Source organism: Methylobacterium sp. A49B, assembly GCF_053346215.1.
In genome coordinates this window covers 62,577-75,490 of sequence record NZ_JBKFBO010000071.1, presented here as the reverse complement: position 1 = coordinate 75,490, position 12,914 = coordinate 62,577, and the positions used below count along the sequence as shown (strand labels likewise).

The 12,914-nt window shown below is 71.2% G+C and carries 17 protein-coding genes; 7 read left to right on the top strand and 10 right to left on the bottom strand.

All coding sequences use genetic code 11. The features are described from left to right. Positions 1 to 173: 173 nt before the first annotated feature. A complete protein-coding gene (locus ACLBX9_RS07345; protein WP_447718460.1) occupies positions 174 to 1,058 on the top strand; it encodes a universal stress protein in 885 nt (294 codons plus the stop codon). Positions 1,059 to 1,328: 270 nt separating this feature from the next. On the opposite strand, the gene ACLBX9_RS07340 is transcribed toward ACLBX9_RS07345, so the two are convergent. The 4 genes from ACLBX9_RS07340 to ACLBX9_RS07325 form a co-directional block, all read right to left on the bottom strand. Then, a complete protein-coding gene (locus tag ACLBX9_RS07340) occupies positions 1,329 to 1,733 on the bottom strand; it encodes a BLUF domain-containing protein (RefSeq protein WP_039893692.1) in 405 nt (134 codons plus the stop codon). Between the two features lie 78 nt (positions 1,734 to 1,811). Next, entirely contained in the window at positions 1,812 to 2,138 is a 327-nt protein-coding gene (locus ACLBX9_RS07335; protein WP_447718459.1) for a c-type cytochrome, read from the bottom strand. Next, the gene (locus tag ACLBX9_RS07330) at positions 2,138 to 2,950 is read right to left on the bottom strand and encodes a universal stress protein (RefSeq protein ID WP_447718458.1); all 813 of its coding nucleotides are present in this window, start codon (positions 2,948 to 2,950) and stop codon (positions 2,138 to 2,140) included. The genes ACLBX9_RS07335 and ACLBX9_RS07330 overlap by 1 nt, the downstream gene beginning before the upstream one ends. A 126-nt stretch (positions 2,951 to 3,076) precedes the next feature. After that, the gene (locus tag ACLBX9_RS07325; RefSeq protein ID WP_447718457.1) at positions 3,077 to 4,981 is read right to left on the bottom strand and encodes a heavy metal translocating P-type ATPase; all 1,905 of its coding nucleotides are present in this window, start codon (positions 4,979 to 4,981) and stop codon (positions 3,077 to 3,079) included. Positions 4,982 to 5,439: 458 nt separating this feature from the next. Between ACLBX9_RS07325 and ACLBX9_RS07320 the strand changes: the two genes are divergently transcribed. After that, positions 5,440 to 5,610: a hypothetical protein gene (locus tag ACLBX9_RS07320; RefSeq protein WP_191991884.1), complete on the top strand. Its 171-nt coding sequence runs from the start codon at positions 5,440 to 5,442 to the stop codon at positions 5,608 to 5,610. After that, on the top strand, positions 5,607 to 5,924 hold the full coding sequence (locus tag ACLBX9_RS07315; RefSeq protein ID WP_010684783.1) for a hypothetical protein: 318 nt from the start codon (positions 5,607 to 5,609) through the stop codon (positions 5,922 to 5,924). The genes ACLBX9_RS07320 and ACLBX9_RS07315 overlap by 4 nt, the downstream gene beginning before the upstream one ends. A gap of 39 nt (positions 5,925 to 5,963) precedes the next feature. Here ACLBX9_RS07315 and ACLBX9_RS07310 read toward each other — a convergent pair whose 3' ends face one another. Further along, positions 5,964 to 6,251, bottom strand: a complete 288-nt coding sequence (locus ACLBX9_RS07310) for a hypothetical protein (RefSeq protein WP_447718456.1) — start codon at positions 6,249 to 6,251, stop codon at positions 5,964 to 5,966. A gap of 389 nt (positions 6,252 to 6,640) precedes the next feature. Between ACLBX9_RS07310 and ACLBX9_RS07305 the strand changes: the two genes are divergently transcribed. The 3 genes from ACLBX9_RS07305 to ACLBX9_RS07295 all read left to right on the top strand — a co-directional run bounded on the left by ACLBX9_RS07305 (position 6,641) and on the right by ACLBX9_RS07295 (position 8,168). Beyond that, positions 6,641 to 6,895, top strand: a complete 255-nt coding sequence (locus ACLBX9_RS07305) for a hypothetical protein (RefSeq protein ID WP_447718455.1) — start codon at positions 6,641 to 6,643, stop codon at positions 6,893 to 6,895. 395 nt (positions 6,896 to 7,290) lie between these two features. Further along, complete coding sequence (locus ACLBX9_RS07300) at positions 7,291 to 7,551, top strand: NepR family anti-sigma factor (protein WP_447718454.1); 261 nt, start codon at positions 7,291 to 7,293, stop codon at positions 7,549 to 7,551. Positions 7,552 to 7,601: 50 nt separating this feature from the next. After that, positions 7,602 to 8,168 (top strand): sigma-70 family RNA polymerase sigma factor, encoded by a 567-nt coding sequence (locus tag ACLBX9_RS07295; RefSeq protein ID WP_039893688.1) that lies wholly within the window; start codon positions 7,602 to 7,604, stop codon positions 8,166 to 8,168. An 18-nt stretch (positions 8,169 to 8,186) separates the two neighbouring features. On the opposite strand, the gene ACLBX9_RS07290 is transcribed toward ACLBX9_RS07295, so the two are convergent. The 3 genes from ACLBX9_RS07290 to ACLBX9_RS07280 all read right to left on the bottom strand — a co-directional run bounded on the left by ACLBX9_RS07290 (position 8,187) and on the right by ACLBX9_RS07280 (position 10,389). Continuing rightward, positions 8,187 to 8,720 carry an isochorismatase family protein gene (locus ACLBX9_RS07290; RefSeq protein WP_447718453.1) on the bottom strand — a complete coding sequence of 178 codons (534 nt, stop codon included), beginning with the start codon at positions 8,718 to 8,720 and terminating at the stop codon, positions 8,187 to 8,189. Positions 8,721 to 8,725: 5 nt separating this feature from the next. Then, positions 8,726 to 9,790, bottom strand: coding sequence for an asparaginase (locus ACLBX9_RS07285; protein ID WP_447718452.1), 1,065 nt, complete (start codon positions 9,788 to 9,790; stop codon positions 8,726 to 8,728). Between the two features lie 116 nt (positions 9,791 to 9,906). Next, the gene (locus ACLBX9_RS07280; protein ID WP_244625629.1) at positions 9,907 to 10,389 is read right to left on the bottom strand and encodes a hypothetical protein; all 483 of its coding nucleotides are present in this window, start codon (positions 10,387 to 10,389) and stop codon (positions 9,907 to 9,909) included. Between ACLBX9_RS07280 and ACLBX9_RS07275 the strand changes: the two genes are divergently transcribed. Further along, positions 10,379 to 10,507, top strand: a complete 129-nt coding sequence (locus tag ACLBX9_RS07275) for a hypothetical protein (RefSeq protein WP_280178354.1) — start codon at positions 10,379 to 10,381, stop codon at positions 10,505 to 10,507. The two genes, ACLBX9_RS07280 and ACLBX9_RS07275, sit on opposite strands and share 11 nt — an antisense overlap. Positions 10,508 to 10,806: 299 nt before the next feature. Here the strand turns inward: ACLBX9_RS07275 and ACLBX9_RS07270 are convergent, their stop codons facing one another. Then, positions 10,807 to 11,673, bottom strand: a complete 867-nt coding sequence (locus tag ACLBX9_RS07270; protein ID WP_447718451.1) for a CheR family methyltransferase — start codon at positions 11,671 to 11,673, stop codon at positions 10,807 to 10,809. After that, complete coding sequence (gene cheB / locus ACLBX9_RS07265; protein WP_447718450.1) at positions 11,670 to 12,893, bottom strand: chemotaxis-specific protein-glutamate methyltransferase CheB; 1,224 nt, start codon at positions 12,891 to 12,893, stop codon at positions 11,670 to 11,672. The genes ACLBX9_RS07270 and cheB overlap by 4 nt, the downstream gene beginning before the upstream one ends. Positions 12,894 to 12,914 lie beyond the last annotated feature (21 nt).

The window sequence follows — 12,914 nt, the reverse complement described above, 5'->3', positions numbered from 1 at the left end:
CCAGTTGCATCGCGCGTCCGGTCATTACTGCGATTCCGGTACGAGGAACAGCCGCCGACAGGTTTTCAAAGTCGGCGTCGGATAGTTCTTTGGGCCGAGCCGCTTGAGGTGGATCAAGGCCTCCCGGCGACGAGGGGATGAACCATGGGGTCGATCCAGATCGGAGAACCCCCATGTCCAGACCCAGCCCTTCGCCCAGCCCTTCGACCAGCCCTTCGGCCCTCGCGGGCATCCGCGACGTCCTCGTCGGCACCGCCGTGGAGGGCGAGCGCGAAGGGGCCTCGTCGGCCATCGGCTATGGCCTGACCTTGGCCAAGGCCGCCGGCGCCCACCTCACCGTCCAATCGGCCTCGTGGCGCCTCTCGGGTGACGACGCTTGGCTCGGCGACTTCGATGACGAGGGCGTCGCGGTCATCGACCGCCGGCTCGACGCGCTGGCCCGCTCCATCGCGCAGCGCTCGGCCGGTGACGCGGCGCAGGCCGGCGTGATCTGCATGACGGAGACGCCGAGCCTGCCCTATCCGGAGATCGTGAGCCGGCTTACCGAGCGCGCGCGCCTGCACGACCTGACCGTCTTGGACATCGGCGCTCGGGCCTTCGACCTCGACCGCGAGATGATCGAGAAGGCGTTGTTCCACAGCGGGCGCCCGGTCATCGCGGTGCCGCCGGGACACGATGCCTTCACGGTGCGGCGGATCATGGTCGCCTGGGACGGCAGCGCCCAGGCCGCGCGGGCGGCGAACGACGCGCTGCCGTTCCTGCGCGCGGCCGAGGCGGTCGAGATCGTGTCCGTCGGCACCGAGGCGGAGATCCACGCCGAGGTGCCGGGGGCCGAGTTCGCGCCCCATCTCGCCCGCCACGGGGTGAACGCCACCGTCAACGACCTGCCAAGGGGCGAGAGCGTCGCCGCGACCCTGCGCGCCCAGGCCGGGCTGTTCCGGGCCGACATGATCGTGATGGGCGCCTACCGGCACTCACCCACACGCGAATACTTCCTCGGTGGTGTGACGCGCTCCTTCCTGAGGGGCAGCCCGGCCCCGCTGTTCCTCGCCCACTGAGCACGGGAGTTCGATGATGCCGAACCGGAGACCACCACGGGGCGGCTCGGTCCGCCGGGCAACGCGGATGCCGGGTTCCGCGCGTCCGCCGGACCAGCCTGGGCCGGCACCGTTGAAGCACGGCGAGCCGCCTGCCCAAGTGCGGGCACCGAACCGGCCAGAGTGGCCCGACCCGCTGAACGACGAGGAACTGCGCGCCCTGGAGGCCGGCTGGGGCTTCGTCGAGTGATGGGGCCGCGCGCACCGCTGCGCTTCAGGCTTGCGGGGCCGTCACAGCTGTGCCCGCGCGAGTTCCTCGATGGCCTGGATCAGACGGTGAAGGTCGGCCCGGTGCGGTTCAGGCGTAGCGCGCTCGGTCAGGGCCCCGATCAGCCCGTCGACGTAAACGGAAGCGCCGGAATAGGCCAGGGTCCAGTCCGCGAAGCGCCGCCCGTCGATGTCGTCGTAGACCAGCACCTCCACGCCGGTGTGGCGCGGGTCGCGGCGGATGCTGTCCATCAGCGCGTCCACCCCGGAGCGTGGACCCTCGAGGATCTGCGCGAACCTGCTCCGGGATGCGACAAGCGCGCCCGTGATCCGGAGCCCGGCGTTCCTGGCCCTGGACGTCGCGACGATGTCCCGGACGTCAGCATCGGATGAGACCCGCCGGCTGACGTAGAGAAGCGATCCGTCCATGGTACCCGTTCCCTGGGCATCGGTGTCCCGGCGAACGTTCGTCCGCAGCACCCGTTCGCCGGCACCTCTACGTACGTCTCACCGCCTGAGCGTCCTGATGTAGGCCGTCAGGTCGGCGGCGTCGCGCGGACTGAGCCGGAAGTCCGGCATGGCCGGATGGCGGCGCTCGACGCCTTCGTCCAGGACGTCGGCGAGGTCACCGATGGGGAATGTGCCGGCGAGCGCGCGGAACGGCGGCGCCTCGCGCATCCGGCTCGCGTCCGTCGCGCGGACCGCGTGGCAGCGCGCGCAGACGACGCCCGCGAGGTCTCGGCCGCGCGCTGCCGAGACATTCTCCGCCGCGGCGGGCTTGGCGAGCAGGCAGAGCGCCACGGTCGTGCCGAGGACCATGCCCCTGCCGGACATCAGTGGCACATCAGGCAGCAGAGGGGCGAACGGTCCAGAAGGTCACGCGTGACCCCGCCGAACATCCATTCCCGCAGACGGGAATGGCCGTAGGCGCCCATCACGATGAGGTCCGCGTCCCGTCGCTGGGCGAAGCCGACGATCTCGTCGCCGTCGCGTCCGGTCGGATCCAGGAGGTGGACGGTGACGTGGGCGCCGTGACGGGCGAGGTGGGCGGCGACGTCGCCGGCGCCCTCGCGCTCCCCGTTCGCGCCGACGGTCGCGACGAAGACCTGATCTGCATCGCGAATGAAAGGCAGCGCCGCTGTCACCGACCGCCGGGCCTCAGGCCCGTCCTTCCACGCCACGACGATGCGGGCCGCGTTCAGGTTCATGAGCCGCGGCGGCACGACCAGGACGGGCCGGCCAGCTTCCATCAGCACCGGTCCGGGCGGCACGGCGAGGGGCCCGGGGTCCTCGTCATCCGGCCCGAGCCGGCTGATCACGACGAGGTCGGCCTCGCGGGCCCGCTCCACGAGGTGTGTGACGGGATCGGCGAGAGCCTCGCGCCAGTCCGTGCGGATCTCCGTCCCGGCGCTCCGCTCGAACAGGGCACGCGCCGCGTCGAGGATGCGGCGGACGTCCGCGATGTTTCGTTCCTCCTGCGCGACGGCGTCGTAAGCGTCCCGTACCAAGAGCGGCACCGGCACCTTGTGGCCGGCCGCTCCCGTGAGGGTCGCCTCAAACCGTCGGGCCAAGTGGGCGGCGAGACGGATCCGGTCGGGCGCCGCGTCGCCGTGATCGATGGAGACGAGGATGTTCGCGTAGTCCATGGTCTCCTCCGTCGTGCCTCGATGCCGACGACGGGAAGCTTGCCTCGCCTGGGATGGGCCACCTTGATCCATCGCAAGCTCGCAGGGGCACCGTCGGGACCGGCCTCACGGACGGCGGGCGACACCTTATGCCCACCGCTGGCGGCCGCCCCGGGGACCGCCGAGCGCGCGCATGGCGTTGAGGATCACGGCGACGTCGATAGCCTCCTGCAGAAGCGCCCCTTGCAGGGGCGTGAGGTGGCCCAGCGCAGCCGCCATCATGCCGGCGACCGAAAGCCCCAGGCCTGCCCACACGCTCTGAAGCGCGATGGCACGGGTCCGCTTCGCGATGCGGATGGCATCCGACAACGGGGCTAGGCTGTCGACCAGCAGGACGACGTCTGCCGCCTCGGCAGCGGCTGCCGCGCCCCGAGCGCCGAGGGCCACGCCGAGGTCGGCGGCTGCCAAGGCGGGCGCGTCGTTGACGCCATCGCCCACCATCATCACGGGACCGAGCCGGCGCTCTGCGGTCACGGCGTCCGTCTTGTCTGTCGGGTTCAGATCGGCGGCGACGGCGTCGACCGGCAGGCCGGCGACGAGCGCCTCCGCGACGGCGCGTCGGTCTCCGGTCGCGAGCACGACCCGCTCGATGCCGCACGCGCGCAGTTCGAGGAGCGCGTTGCCGCCGTCCGCCCGCAGCGGATCGGCGAACACCAGCGCGGCGGCGGCCGCGCCGTCGATGGCGACCAGCACGGTTGCCGCGATTGCCGCCATGCCTCCGCCCTCGTCCTGCGACGGGAAGTGGACTCCGTGCATCCGCATCAGGTGCGGTCCCCCGACAACGACGAGCCGCCCCTCCACCAGCCCGGCCATGCCGTCCCCGGGCGTTTCCTCGACGTCTTCGGGCGGCGAGAGCGTCAGGCCTCGTCGAGCCGATTCCTCGATCAGGGCGCGTGCCAGCGGATGACCGGAGGCCTGTTCGAGTGACGCCACGAGCCTCAGGACCTCGCTTTCGCCAAGGTCGCCCAGAATCCGTGCGGCGGTCAGCCGGGCGGCCCCGTCGGTCAGGGTGCCCGTCTTGTCGACCACCAGCACACGGACCTTGGCCAGCATCTCAAGTGCGCCGCCGCCCTTGATGAGAACGCCGATGCCGGCTGCGCGGGAGAGGCCGGAGACGAGGGCGACGGGCACCGCCAGGATCAGCGGGCATGGCGTGGCGACGACCAGCACAGCCAGCGTCCGAAGGGGGTCGTCGGTGGCGAGCCAGGTGCCCCCGGCCAGCAGCAGCGTGAGGAAGAGGAAAGCGAGCCCGTATCGGTCCGCCAACCGTGCCATCGGCGCCTTTTGGGCTCGCGCCGCCTCCACGAGCTGGACGATCCCGGCATACGTGCTCTCGGCCGCGCGCCGCTCCGTCATCAGGGTGAACGGCGTGCCCATGTTCACCGTGCCGCTCAGCACAGGTTCGTTCGCGCGGAAGGTGACGGGCAGCGCTTCGCCAGTGAGGCTCGACTGGTCGAGCACGGCGCGACCCGCGGCAACCCGGCCGTCCACCGGCAGGACGTCACCGACGCGCACCAGAATGCGGTCTCCCGGTTTTAGCGCGGCGATGGGGACCTCTCTCAACGCGCCTTCTTCCTCGCGCAGGGCGGTGCGCGGCTGGCGGGTGAGCAGCGCCGTCATCGCCCGCCCGGCTCGGCCAGCCGCGTAAGCTTCCAGCGCCTCGCCGCCCGCGTACATGAGAGCGATGACGGCGCCAGTCAGCGGCTGGGATAGGGCGAGTGCGCCGCCCATCGAGATCAGGGCGACGAGGTCGAGCCCAACGTCACCCTTCGTCAGACTCGCCGCGATCTGGATCAGGAGGGCGCCGAGGATCGTCAGGGTCGCAAGCGTCCACGCCCAGGCGGCGAATTCGGGATGACCCAGCGCGCGCAGCAGAAGGCCCACGCAGAGGGCAGTGAGCGGGAGGAGTGCCAGCCATTCCCGCAGCCGTGACGCCCACCCGGCGACCTTCGAGCATCCTGCTTCGGTTGAGCCTACGGCCGCAGTCGACATCCTCGGGGCGTCCTCGGCTTTGCGAGCCTCCTGACTGCGGCCGGGCTGGGCGAAGGGTTATGCGCTGGATCAATGCGTCCCTGCATTTCCGTCGCGGTCATGACCAAAGCCACACCGGCGTCCGCTTACCCATGTCCCGAGTTCGGAAGCAGACGGGCCGCGCACAGTCACAAGCCTTCATTGGCCACCGCTCGGACGTGGCGGCTATCGCGCCCTCATCGCGCGTGTCGGCTCGACAGCCACGATTGCCTCTCCGACATCGTCGGTCATGGTAAAATCCTCCGTGCAGATCGCGATTGGCGCAGCTCCGCCTCCGTGCTTCGGTCGGCTCGCCCGGCACCACGCATTCTCCACCGTGGCAGCGGCACGAGCCCGGACCGAGCGGTGACGCTTTCACTCGCGCAGCCGCTGTGATTAAGTGTCGTCAGATCGACCGTTGGCTCGATGTACTGGACGCCATGGGCCGCCCGCCTGTCGACGCCCCGAAGACCCTGCCGGTGTCGTTCCGGTTGCCGCTCGCCGTGCCGGCGGCGGTCCGGAGGGCTGCGAAGGATGAGACCCGGTCGGTATCCAGCCTCATGGAGAGGCTCCTCACCGAGCATCTGAAGGCGAAGGGCTATCTGACATGACGCGTGTCGGCGATCAGCCCGACAAGATGACCGAGGTCGCCGGACTGGCGGCGGCGATCGCCGACCGCATCCTCGAACAGCACGAGGCGGCGATGGAGATCCCGCCCGAGCAGTTCCGGATGCTGGTTCGCGCAGCGCGGATGCTTCTCGACAACGACGTGCCTTGGCCGTCCTCCGTCGAGCAGGTCATCATGGAAGTCGCCCAGCGGGTCGAAGACGCCAAGGCGTCCGCGTCGGAGCTCTCGGCCGGTCCCGGCGGCGACGACGTCGTGATGCGCCTGACGCAGTCGCTTACCGGGCGCCCCCAATCCTGATGCCGTCGGCGCGACGACCGCCTTCCGGATCGCGCCGGCTCAGCAACCGATGCACACGTGCGGGTCCCATTTCGGCAGCGGTTTCAGCGGCGGCAGCGGCTTCGGCACCGGCTCGATCGTGGTGACGCTCAGCTTGGGCAGGGCGACCGGAGCAGAGTCCTCGCTCGCGGGCTTCGTCGCGGGAGCCGGAAGGGTCGGCGCCTCAAGCATGCGTTCCATGTCGGCGGGTTGATCGATGGTGCCAGCCTGCTCCAGTTCAGACGCCCGCGCAGCAAGGATGCTGAGCGAAACGGCAAGGGCTGCCGCGAGGAGGCGGGCGACGGTCATCAGGATGCTCCGCCCGCACAACGTCTTGCCTCTGGCGAAGTTCGATCGTGGCCCGCCTCCCGTCGGCTTGATCCCTTCGACGTCCTGACATCAGTACCATCGGCCGGCGTCCGGGCGCCGAGCCGGACCGTGCGCTGCCCCTGCTGACGGCGCCCTGGCCCCAGCGAATGACAGGCGGCCAGAGTCGGTGCGGGAGAAGACCAGCGGGCCCTGGCTGTCCTGACGGACGCGGTGCGGGCAGCGCACGCCGTTCACCGCCACCCCGGGTCAGGCGCCACCGCACCCCGATCGCGTTCGGCGCTTCACCGGCCGGTCGCCCGGTCGCGCCCCGAAGGCCGTGGAGGCTGATGTGCTATACTTCTGTGGTCGACGAACCCGTGGAGGTTCCGATGGACAGAAAGCAGGCGTTCGAACTCGTCCTCTTCATCGTTACGGTCGTCCCGCTGGGCCGCAGCCTGATGCCGGCCTCGCTGCGCTCACGGGGATCCGACAGGCGCTCTTCGGAAGGTCGCGGCAGCGTCGGCGTCTCCGGTTCGGAGGGCGGCTCTTGGTTCGGTTCCGATCACGGCGGCTGCCACGGGGGTGCCCACGGCGGCGACGGCGGGAGTTGCGGCGGCGGTGGCGGCGGTGACGGCGGCGACTGAAACCGATGGGTAGGTCACGCTACGCCCGAGGTCAGATCCTCGCCCCCCGACGGCTTCGGCGAAGCGCGCGATCCACCATCATCAGCGCCCGTCTATCCCGCCCGATCCCCGCTCAGCCGCCGTTCAGCTGAGCCGTACGAAAGTCCCCACGGTCAAGGTAAGTACAAGTATTTCTGAATTGTATCTGCGATCAAGATTGCCAATTTATGGTCAAGCTCGCATTCTGCTAAATTAAAATTGGATGAATGCGCAATTCAGAACTGATTAAATCCGCCAGGCATACCAGCGCCGCCAGAAGGCGATGAGACGCGTTTTCGCCGCAATCGGCCGCAGGGCCGGCGCGGTGGGCCGCCATGCCCCTCGGGGCCGCATCGCGCACGGGACGGGGCGCGACCATGACCGGACACGAGGACGAGCAGGCGCCCCTGGCCACCGCCGGGATGGCGGAGGCGGCCGGGCCAGCCTCTGCGCGCCCGCGTCACCCGGCGGAGCCGCACCCCGCACCGCGCCGCCCCTTCGACGGCGTAGCACGGGACCGGATCGGGCGCGGCCTGCGCCTGCACTATGCCGAAGTCCTGGCCCTGCCGATCCCGGACCGGCTCCGGACGCTGCTCGACGACCTCGCCGCCTGCTCGGACACGGAGGTCCAGCCATGACTCTGATGCTGCACGCCGCTCCCGCGGGGAGCGGAACCGGATCGGCACCCATGACCACCGCAACGGGCACACCGACCGGCACCGACACCGAGATGCGCGACCTCCTGCTCGCGGCGATCCCGGCCCTGCGGGCCTTCGCGTTCTCGCTGACCTACGATCTCGACCGCTCGGACGACCTCGTGCAGGACACGCTGGTCCGCGCCTGGATCAACGCCGCCAGCTTCCGCCGGGGGACCAACCTCACCGCGTGGCTGTTCACGATCCTGCGCAACCTGTTCTACTCGGAGCAGCGCAAGCGCAAGCGCGAGGTGGAGGATGCCGACGGCGTCCTCGCGGGCAAGCTGACCTCCCTGCCGGAGCAGGAGGTCCGGATGGAGATGGCGCAGTTCCAGAACGCCCTGAACCGCTTGCCCCCCGCGCAGCGCGAAGCGCTGGTCCTGGTCGGCGCCCAGAGCTTCACCTACGAGGAGGCCGCAGCCATCTGCGGCGTCGCGGTCGGCACCATCAAGAGCCGGGTGAGCCGGGCGCGCCTGCGCCTCATCGAGGTCCTGGGCATGGACGGGAGCGACGATATCGGTCCCGACGCGCAGACGCGGGCCGCCCTGGACAGCCCCTGAGGGCGGGTCCCGGACCGCTCACTTGATGAGCCGGACGATCTCGCGGAAGCGCGGGTTCCGGGCGCTGCCGAGCCACTCGAACACCACCATCTCGGTGGTGACGATCTCGGCGCCGTGGGCCGCCATCCGAGCCAGCGCCGCGTCACGGTTCGCGGTCCGGCGCGAGCCCACCGCGTCGCGGACGACATAGGCCCGCCGCCCGGCCTCCAGAAGCCCCAGGACCGTCTGCAGCACGCAGACATGCGCCTCGCACCCGGCCACCACGCAGTCGCGGTCGGCGGGCAACCGGTCGAGGAAGCCCGGCGCCCGCGCAGCCCCGAAGCTCATCTTCGGAAACGCGGCGCCGCGCGCCGGGGCGAGTTCCGGCACAGTCGGCCCAAGCCCGCCGGCATTCTGCTCGGTGAACAGGATCGGGACGTCGAGGCACTGCGCCGCCGCGGCGAGGCGGCCCGTCTGGGCGATCACCTCCGCCCCATCGGCGATCGTCGGCATGAGCCTGACCTGAAGATCGATGGCGAGGAGGAGCGAGCGGGTCGGGTCGATCAGCGGCATCGCGGTCAATAGGTCGCGAACAGCCGCGCCACCACCTCCGGCTCGCCCGTGACGGTCAGCGCCAGAGCGAGGAGGATCCGGGCCTTCTGCGGGGTCAGGTTGTCGGCGCTGAGGATGCCGCGACTGCGCAGGCGGGTCGTGAGGGGCACCACGCCGCTGCCGGCGCGGGTGGACATCACCACCACGAGCCCGGCGGCGGCCGCCGCCTCAAGGGCCTCGGCCTCGGCCGGCGGCGTCATGCCTGGGGCGAGGCCGGCGGCGACGAGACCGCGGGCCCCCGCGGCCCGGAACGCCCGCACGGCCGTGCCGTCGGCATCGGCATAGCCGTAGGCGATGTCGACCCGCGGCAGCGCCGCCAGCGGGCGGATGTCGAAGGGCGTGCCTGGCGCGGTCGCGCGCTCCGAGCGACGATAGTAGCGCACGCTGTCGCCGTCGACGTGGCCGAGCACGCCAAAGTCCGGGGTCCGGAAGGTCTGGAGCCGGGCCACCGAGGTCTTGGTCACCTCGCGGGCCGCCTGGATCTCGTCGTTGAGCACCACGAGGACGCCGCGCCCTCGGGAGGCGGGCGCGGCCGCCACGCGCACGGCCGCCACGAGATTGAGCTTGGCATCGGTGGAGAGCGCGCTCATCGGCCTCTGCGAGCCGACCAGCACCACCGGCAGATCCACCGTCAGGGTGAGACTCAGCGCGTAGGCGGTCTCCTCCAGAGTGGCGGTGCCGTGCCCGATCACGATCCCGGCGAGGTCGGGGTGCTCGGCCGCGAGCTGCTCGCACAGGCGCACAAGGTCGCGCCACTCGGCGAAGCCGATCGCCGGGCTGGGGACCGCGCGGAACGGGACCGGCACCACGCGCGCCACGCCCGTCAGCTCCGGGACCGCCTCCAGGATGCCGCCGGCTTCGAGGCGCCGGTCGGTGGCGGTGTAGTCGAGGATGTCGAGGGCGTCGCGCCCGAGGGACGAGATCGTGCCGCCCGTGCCGATGAACGCGACCTTGGGCAGCCCGGTCCCATGGGCTGCCGCCTGTTCCGTCGCCGATCCTGCCGCCGATCCTGCCGCCGATCCTGCCGCCATGCCGTGCCTCCCGGCCGTCTCCGGCCGCGCGAATGCGATGGCGGTGTGATGCCGCGTCGGGCGGCCAGGGTCGACCCCGCCCGACGCAGGCGGCCGATGCGCCGGACGCGTCGGTCTCAGCTCTGGAAGTCGAACAGCAGCGCCGAGAAGGTGGTGCCGGTGCTGGTGCCGCTGGCCCCGTAGCGCGCAGCGCCGGACTGGCTGCTCTGAAGCTGCTGAATGAAGGTGGCGAGCAGATCGTTCGTCGATGAAGCACCGGGCCCGCTCGACGTGTCGGACGACGTCCCGTCCGTGGTGCTGCCGGAGGCTGAGATGCTCGGCGGCAGGCCGGGCGGGGGTCCCGGGGGCGGACCACCCACGCCCGCGATGCCGTCGTCGCCCGAGGCGATGTCGGAGGCCTGTGTGCTCCGGCCCTGGCCGGCGAACAGGGTCTTCAACGCGGTCGCTTGGTCGCTGGTCAGGGCGCCGCTGCTGACCTGATCGGAGATCAGGCTGTCGATCCGGTCCTTCAAGGAGGAGGGATCGAGCGTCGCCGGGCTCGTGCTGCTGCTGCCAGCCCCCGGCCGGTTGGCCGAGAGGCTCGCGTCGATGGACGACAAGGCGCTCGTCAGCGCGGTGGCGTCGGTGCTGCTCAGCGTGCCGGCCGACAGCGCGCTGCTGATCGTGGCGGACATCCGCGTCGTCGGGCTGTCCTGGGCGGACCATCGCGGCGCGTAGGGGTGCGATGTCGTGGGAGATGCAATGGTGCTCATGAAGGCGCTCGGGGCACGGATCTGCCGGAAACGCCCGACGGCGGGTCCGTGTGCAAATTACCCACGCGCACCTTAAGGCCGCGTTTCACCGTCATTGTGCGTCATTGTGCAGGAGCCGTCGGGGCGAGCGAGAGCCGCGCCGCCATCTCCGCGAGCGGAACGAAGCCATCCGGCTCCGTCACCGACGTCGCGCGCTCCGGGGTCGCTCCGGCGCGCGCGATGACGGAACCGGTCGCACCCGCGAGACGGGGACCGGAAGCTCGGTCAGACGCTCGCGGCCACGCGCAGCGGCGGCAACACCTCGGCGGAACGCGCCGCGGGGACGGCGTGCCCGTAGAGGCCGCGATGCTTCGGATGCGGGCAGAGCCGGTCGGTCAGGCCGATCACCGTCTCGGCCGCTCCGAGCAGGAGCGCACCCTCCGGCGCCAGCTGGGCGGAGAGCCGCGCCAGGATGTCCGACTTGGTCGGTGCATCGAAGTAGATCAGCACGTTGCGGCAGTAGATCACGTCGAACTGGCCCAGCGACGTGAAGGTGTGCAGCAGGTTGAGCTGGCGGTAATCCACCATGCTGCGCAGGCTCTGGGCGATCTGCCACTGCTCGCCGACCTGGGTGAAAAACTTGATCAGCCATTGCACCGGCAGGCCGCGCTGGACCTCGAAATGGCTGTAGAGCCCGAGCTTGGCCTTCTCGATAACCTCGGTGGACAGGTCGGTCGCCACGATCTCGATCTGCCAGCCCGCGAGCCGGGGCGCCGCCTCCTGGAGCAGCATGGCCAGCGAGTAAGGCTCCTGCCCGGTCGAGGCCGCCGCGCACCAGATCCGCAGCCGGCGCCGGCTGGCGTTGCGCACCAGCAGCTCCGGCAGCAGCGTGTCGCGGAACAGGTCGAAGGGGATCCGGTCGCGGAAGAAGAAGGTCTCGTTCGTGGTCATCGCCTCGACCACGGCGCGCTCGATCGCCCCGTTCTGGCCGAGCTTGAGGACGCCGATGAGCTCGCCGAGGCTGGCGAGGCTGAAGCGGCGGCAGACCGGTGTCAGCCGGCTCTCCACGAGATAGCGCTTCTCGGCGGTGAGCGCGAGGCCGGAGCGCTGCTTCAGGAAGCTGCGCAGGAAGTCGAATTCGAGCTCGGTCATGCCGGCTGCCCCGTGATCATGGCGCGCAGTGCCGTCGCCAGTTCGGGGAGCGGCAGGACGGCCTCGGCGAGGCCGGCCCGGGCGACGCTGCCCGGCATGCCCCAGACCGTGCTGGTGGCCTCGTCCTGGGCCAGCACCGGCCCGCCGGCCTCCGTGAGCGCCCGGGCGCCGTTGGTGCCGTCGGAGCCCATGCCGGTGAGGATCACGGTGGCGGTGGCGGCCCCGAACACGACCGCCGCATCCTTGAACAGCACGTCGACCGCGGGGCGGCAGAAGTTCACCGGCGGGCCGTCGGTGAGTTTGATGACGGGGCCGTTCGGCCCGGCGGCGAGGCCCATGTGGCGGCCGCCTGGCGCCACGTAGATCCGGCCCGGCTCGACCCGCTCCTCGGCCTTGCCCTCTGCGGCCGGGAGGCGGGTGCGGGTGGCGAGGTGCTCCGCGAACACCGCCGTGAAGATCGGCGGCATGTGCTGGACGATCAGGACCGGCACGCGGCGCAGGGCGGCCGCGCCGATCCCCTCCAGCATCTCGCCCACCGCCCGGGGTCCGCCCGTGGACGAGCCGATCAGCAGGGCACGCGGCTGGGTTCGGCTGCGCACCTTGGGGCGGAGGGTGAAGGGCGTCGCGGGGCGAGGCGCGGCGGCGGCCGGCTGCGGGGCCGGCGCGGCGACGGGCGTGGCGGGAAGACCCGTGGGAGCCGGGGCATGGGCCGGGGCGTGGGCCGGGACCGGGCGCCGAGCCCGGGCGCGGGCGGAGCCGAAGACCCGGACCCGCTCGATCAGGTCGGCCCGGAACGTGTCCGAGGTGGTGACGCCGCGGCTGCTTTCGGGCTTGGCGATGTAGTCCACCGCCCCGAGGGCGAGGCAGCGCAGGGAGATGTCGGCGTTGCGCGTCGTCAGCGTCGACATCATCACGACCTGGACGCTCGGGCTCATGGCAAGCATGCGCGGGAGTGCGGTCGTGCCGTCGAGTTCCGGCATCTCGATGTCGAGCAGGACCACGTCCGGGTCGTGCTTGGCGATCAGCTCAAGGGCGATCCGGCCGTTCGAGGCCGTGCCGACGAGCTCGAACCCGGCCTCGCCGATCCAGCGGGCCACGAGGCCGCGCACCACGGCGGAGTCATCGGCCACCAGCACCCGGATCGCCGAGGCGGCGGACGTCGTCGTGCTCTGGGCGGCGGGCTGGGCGCGCAACGGGGCGACCGCGGGACTGAGGGCCATGATGCTTGCCTCGGGGACAGG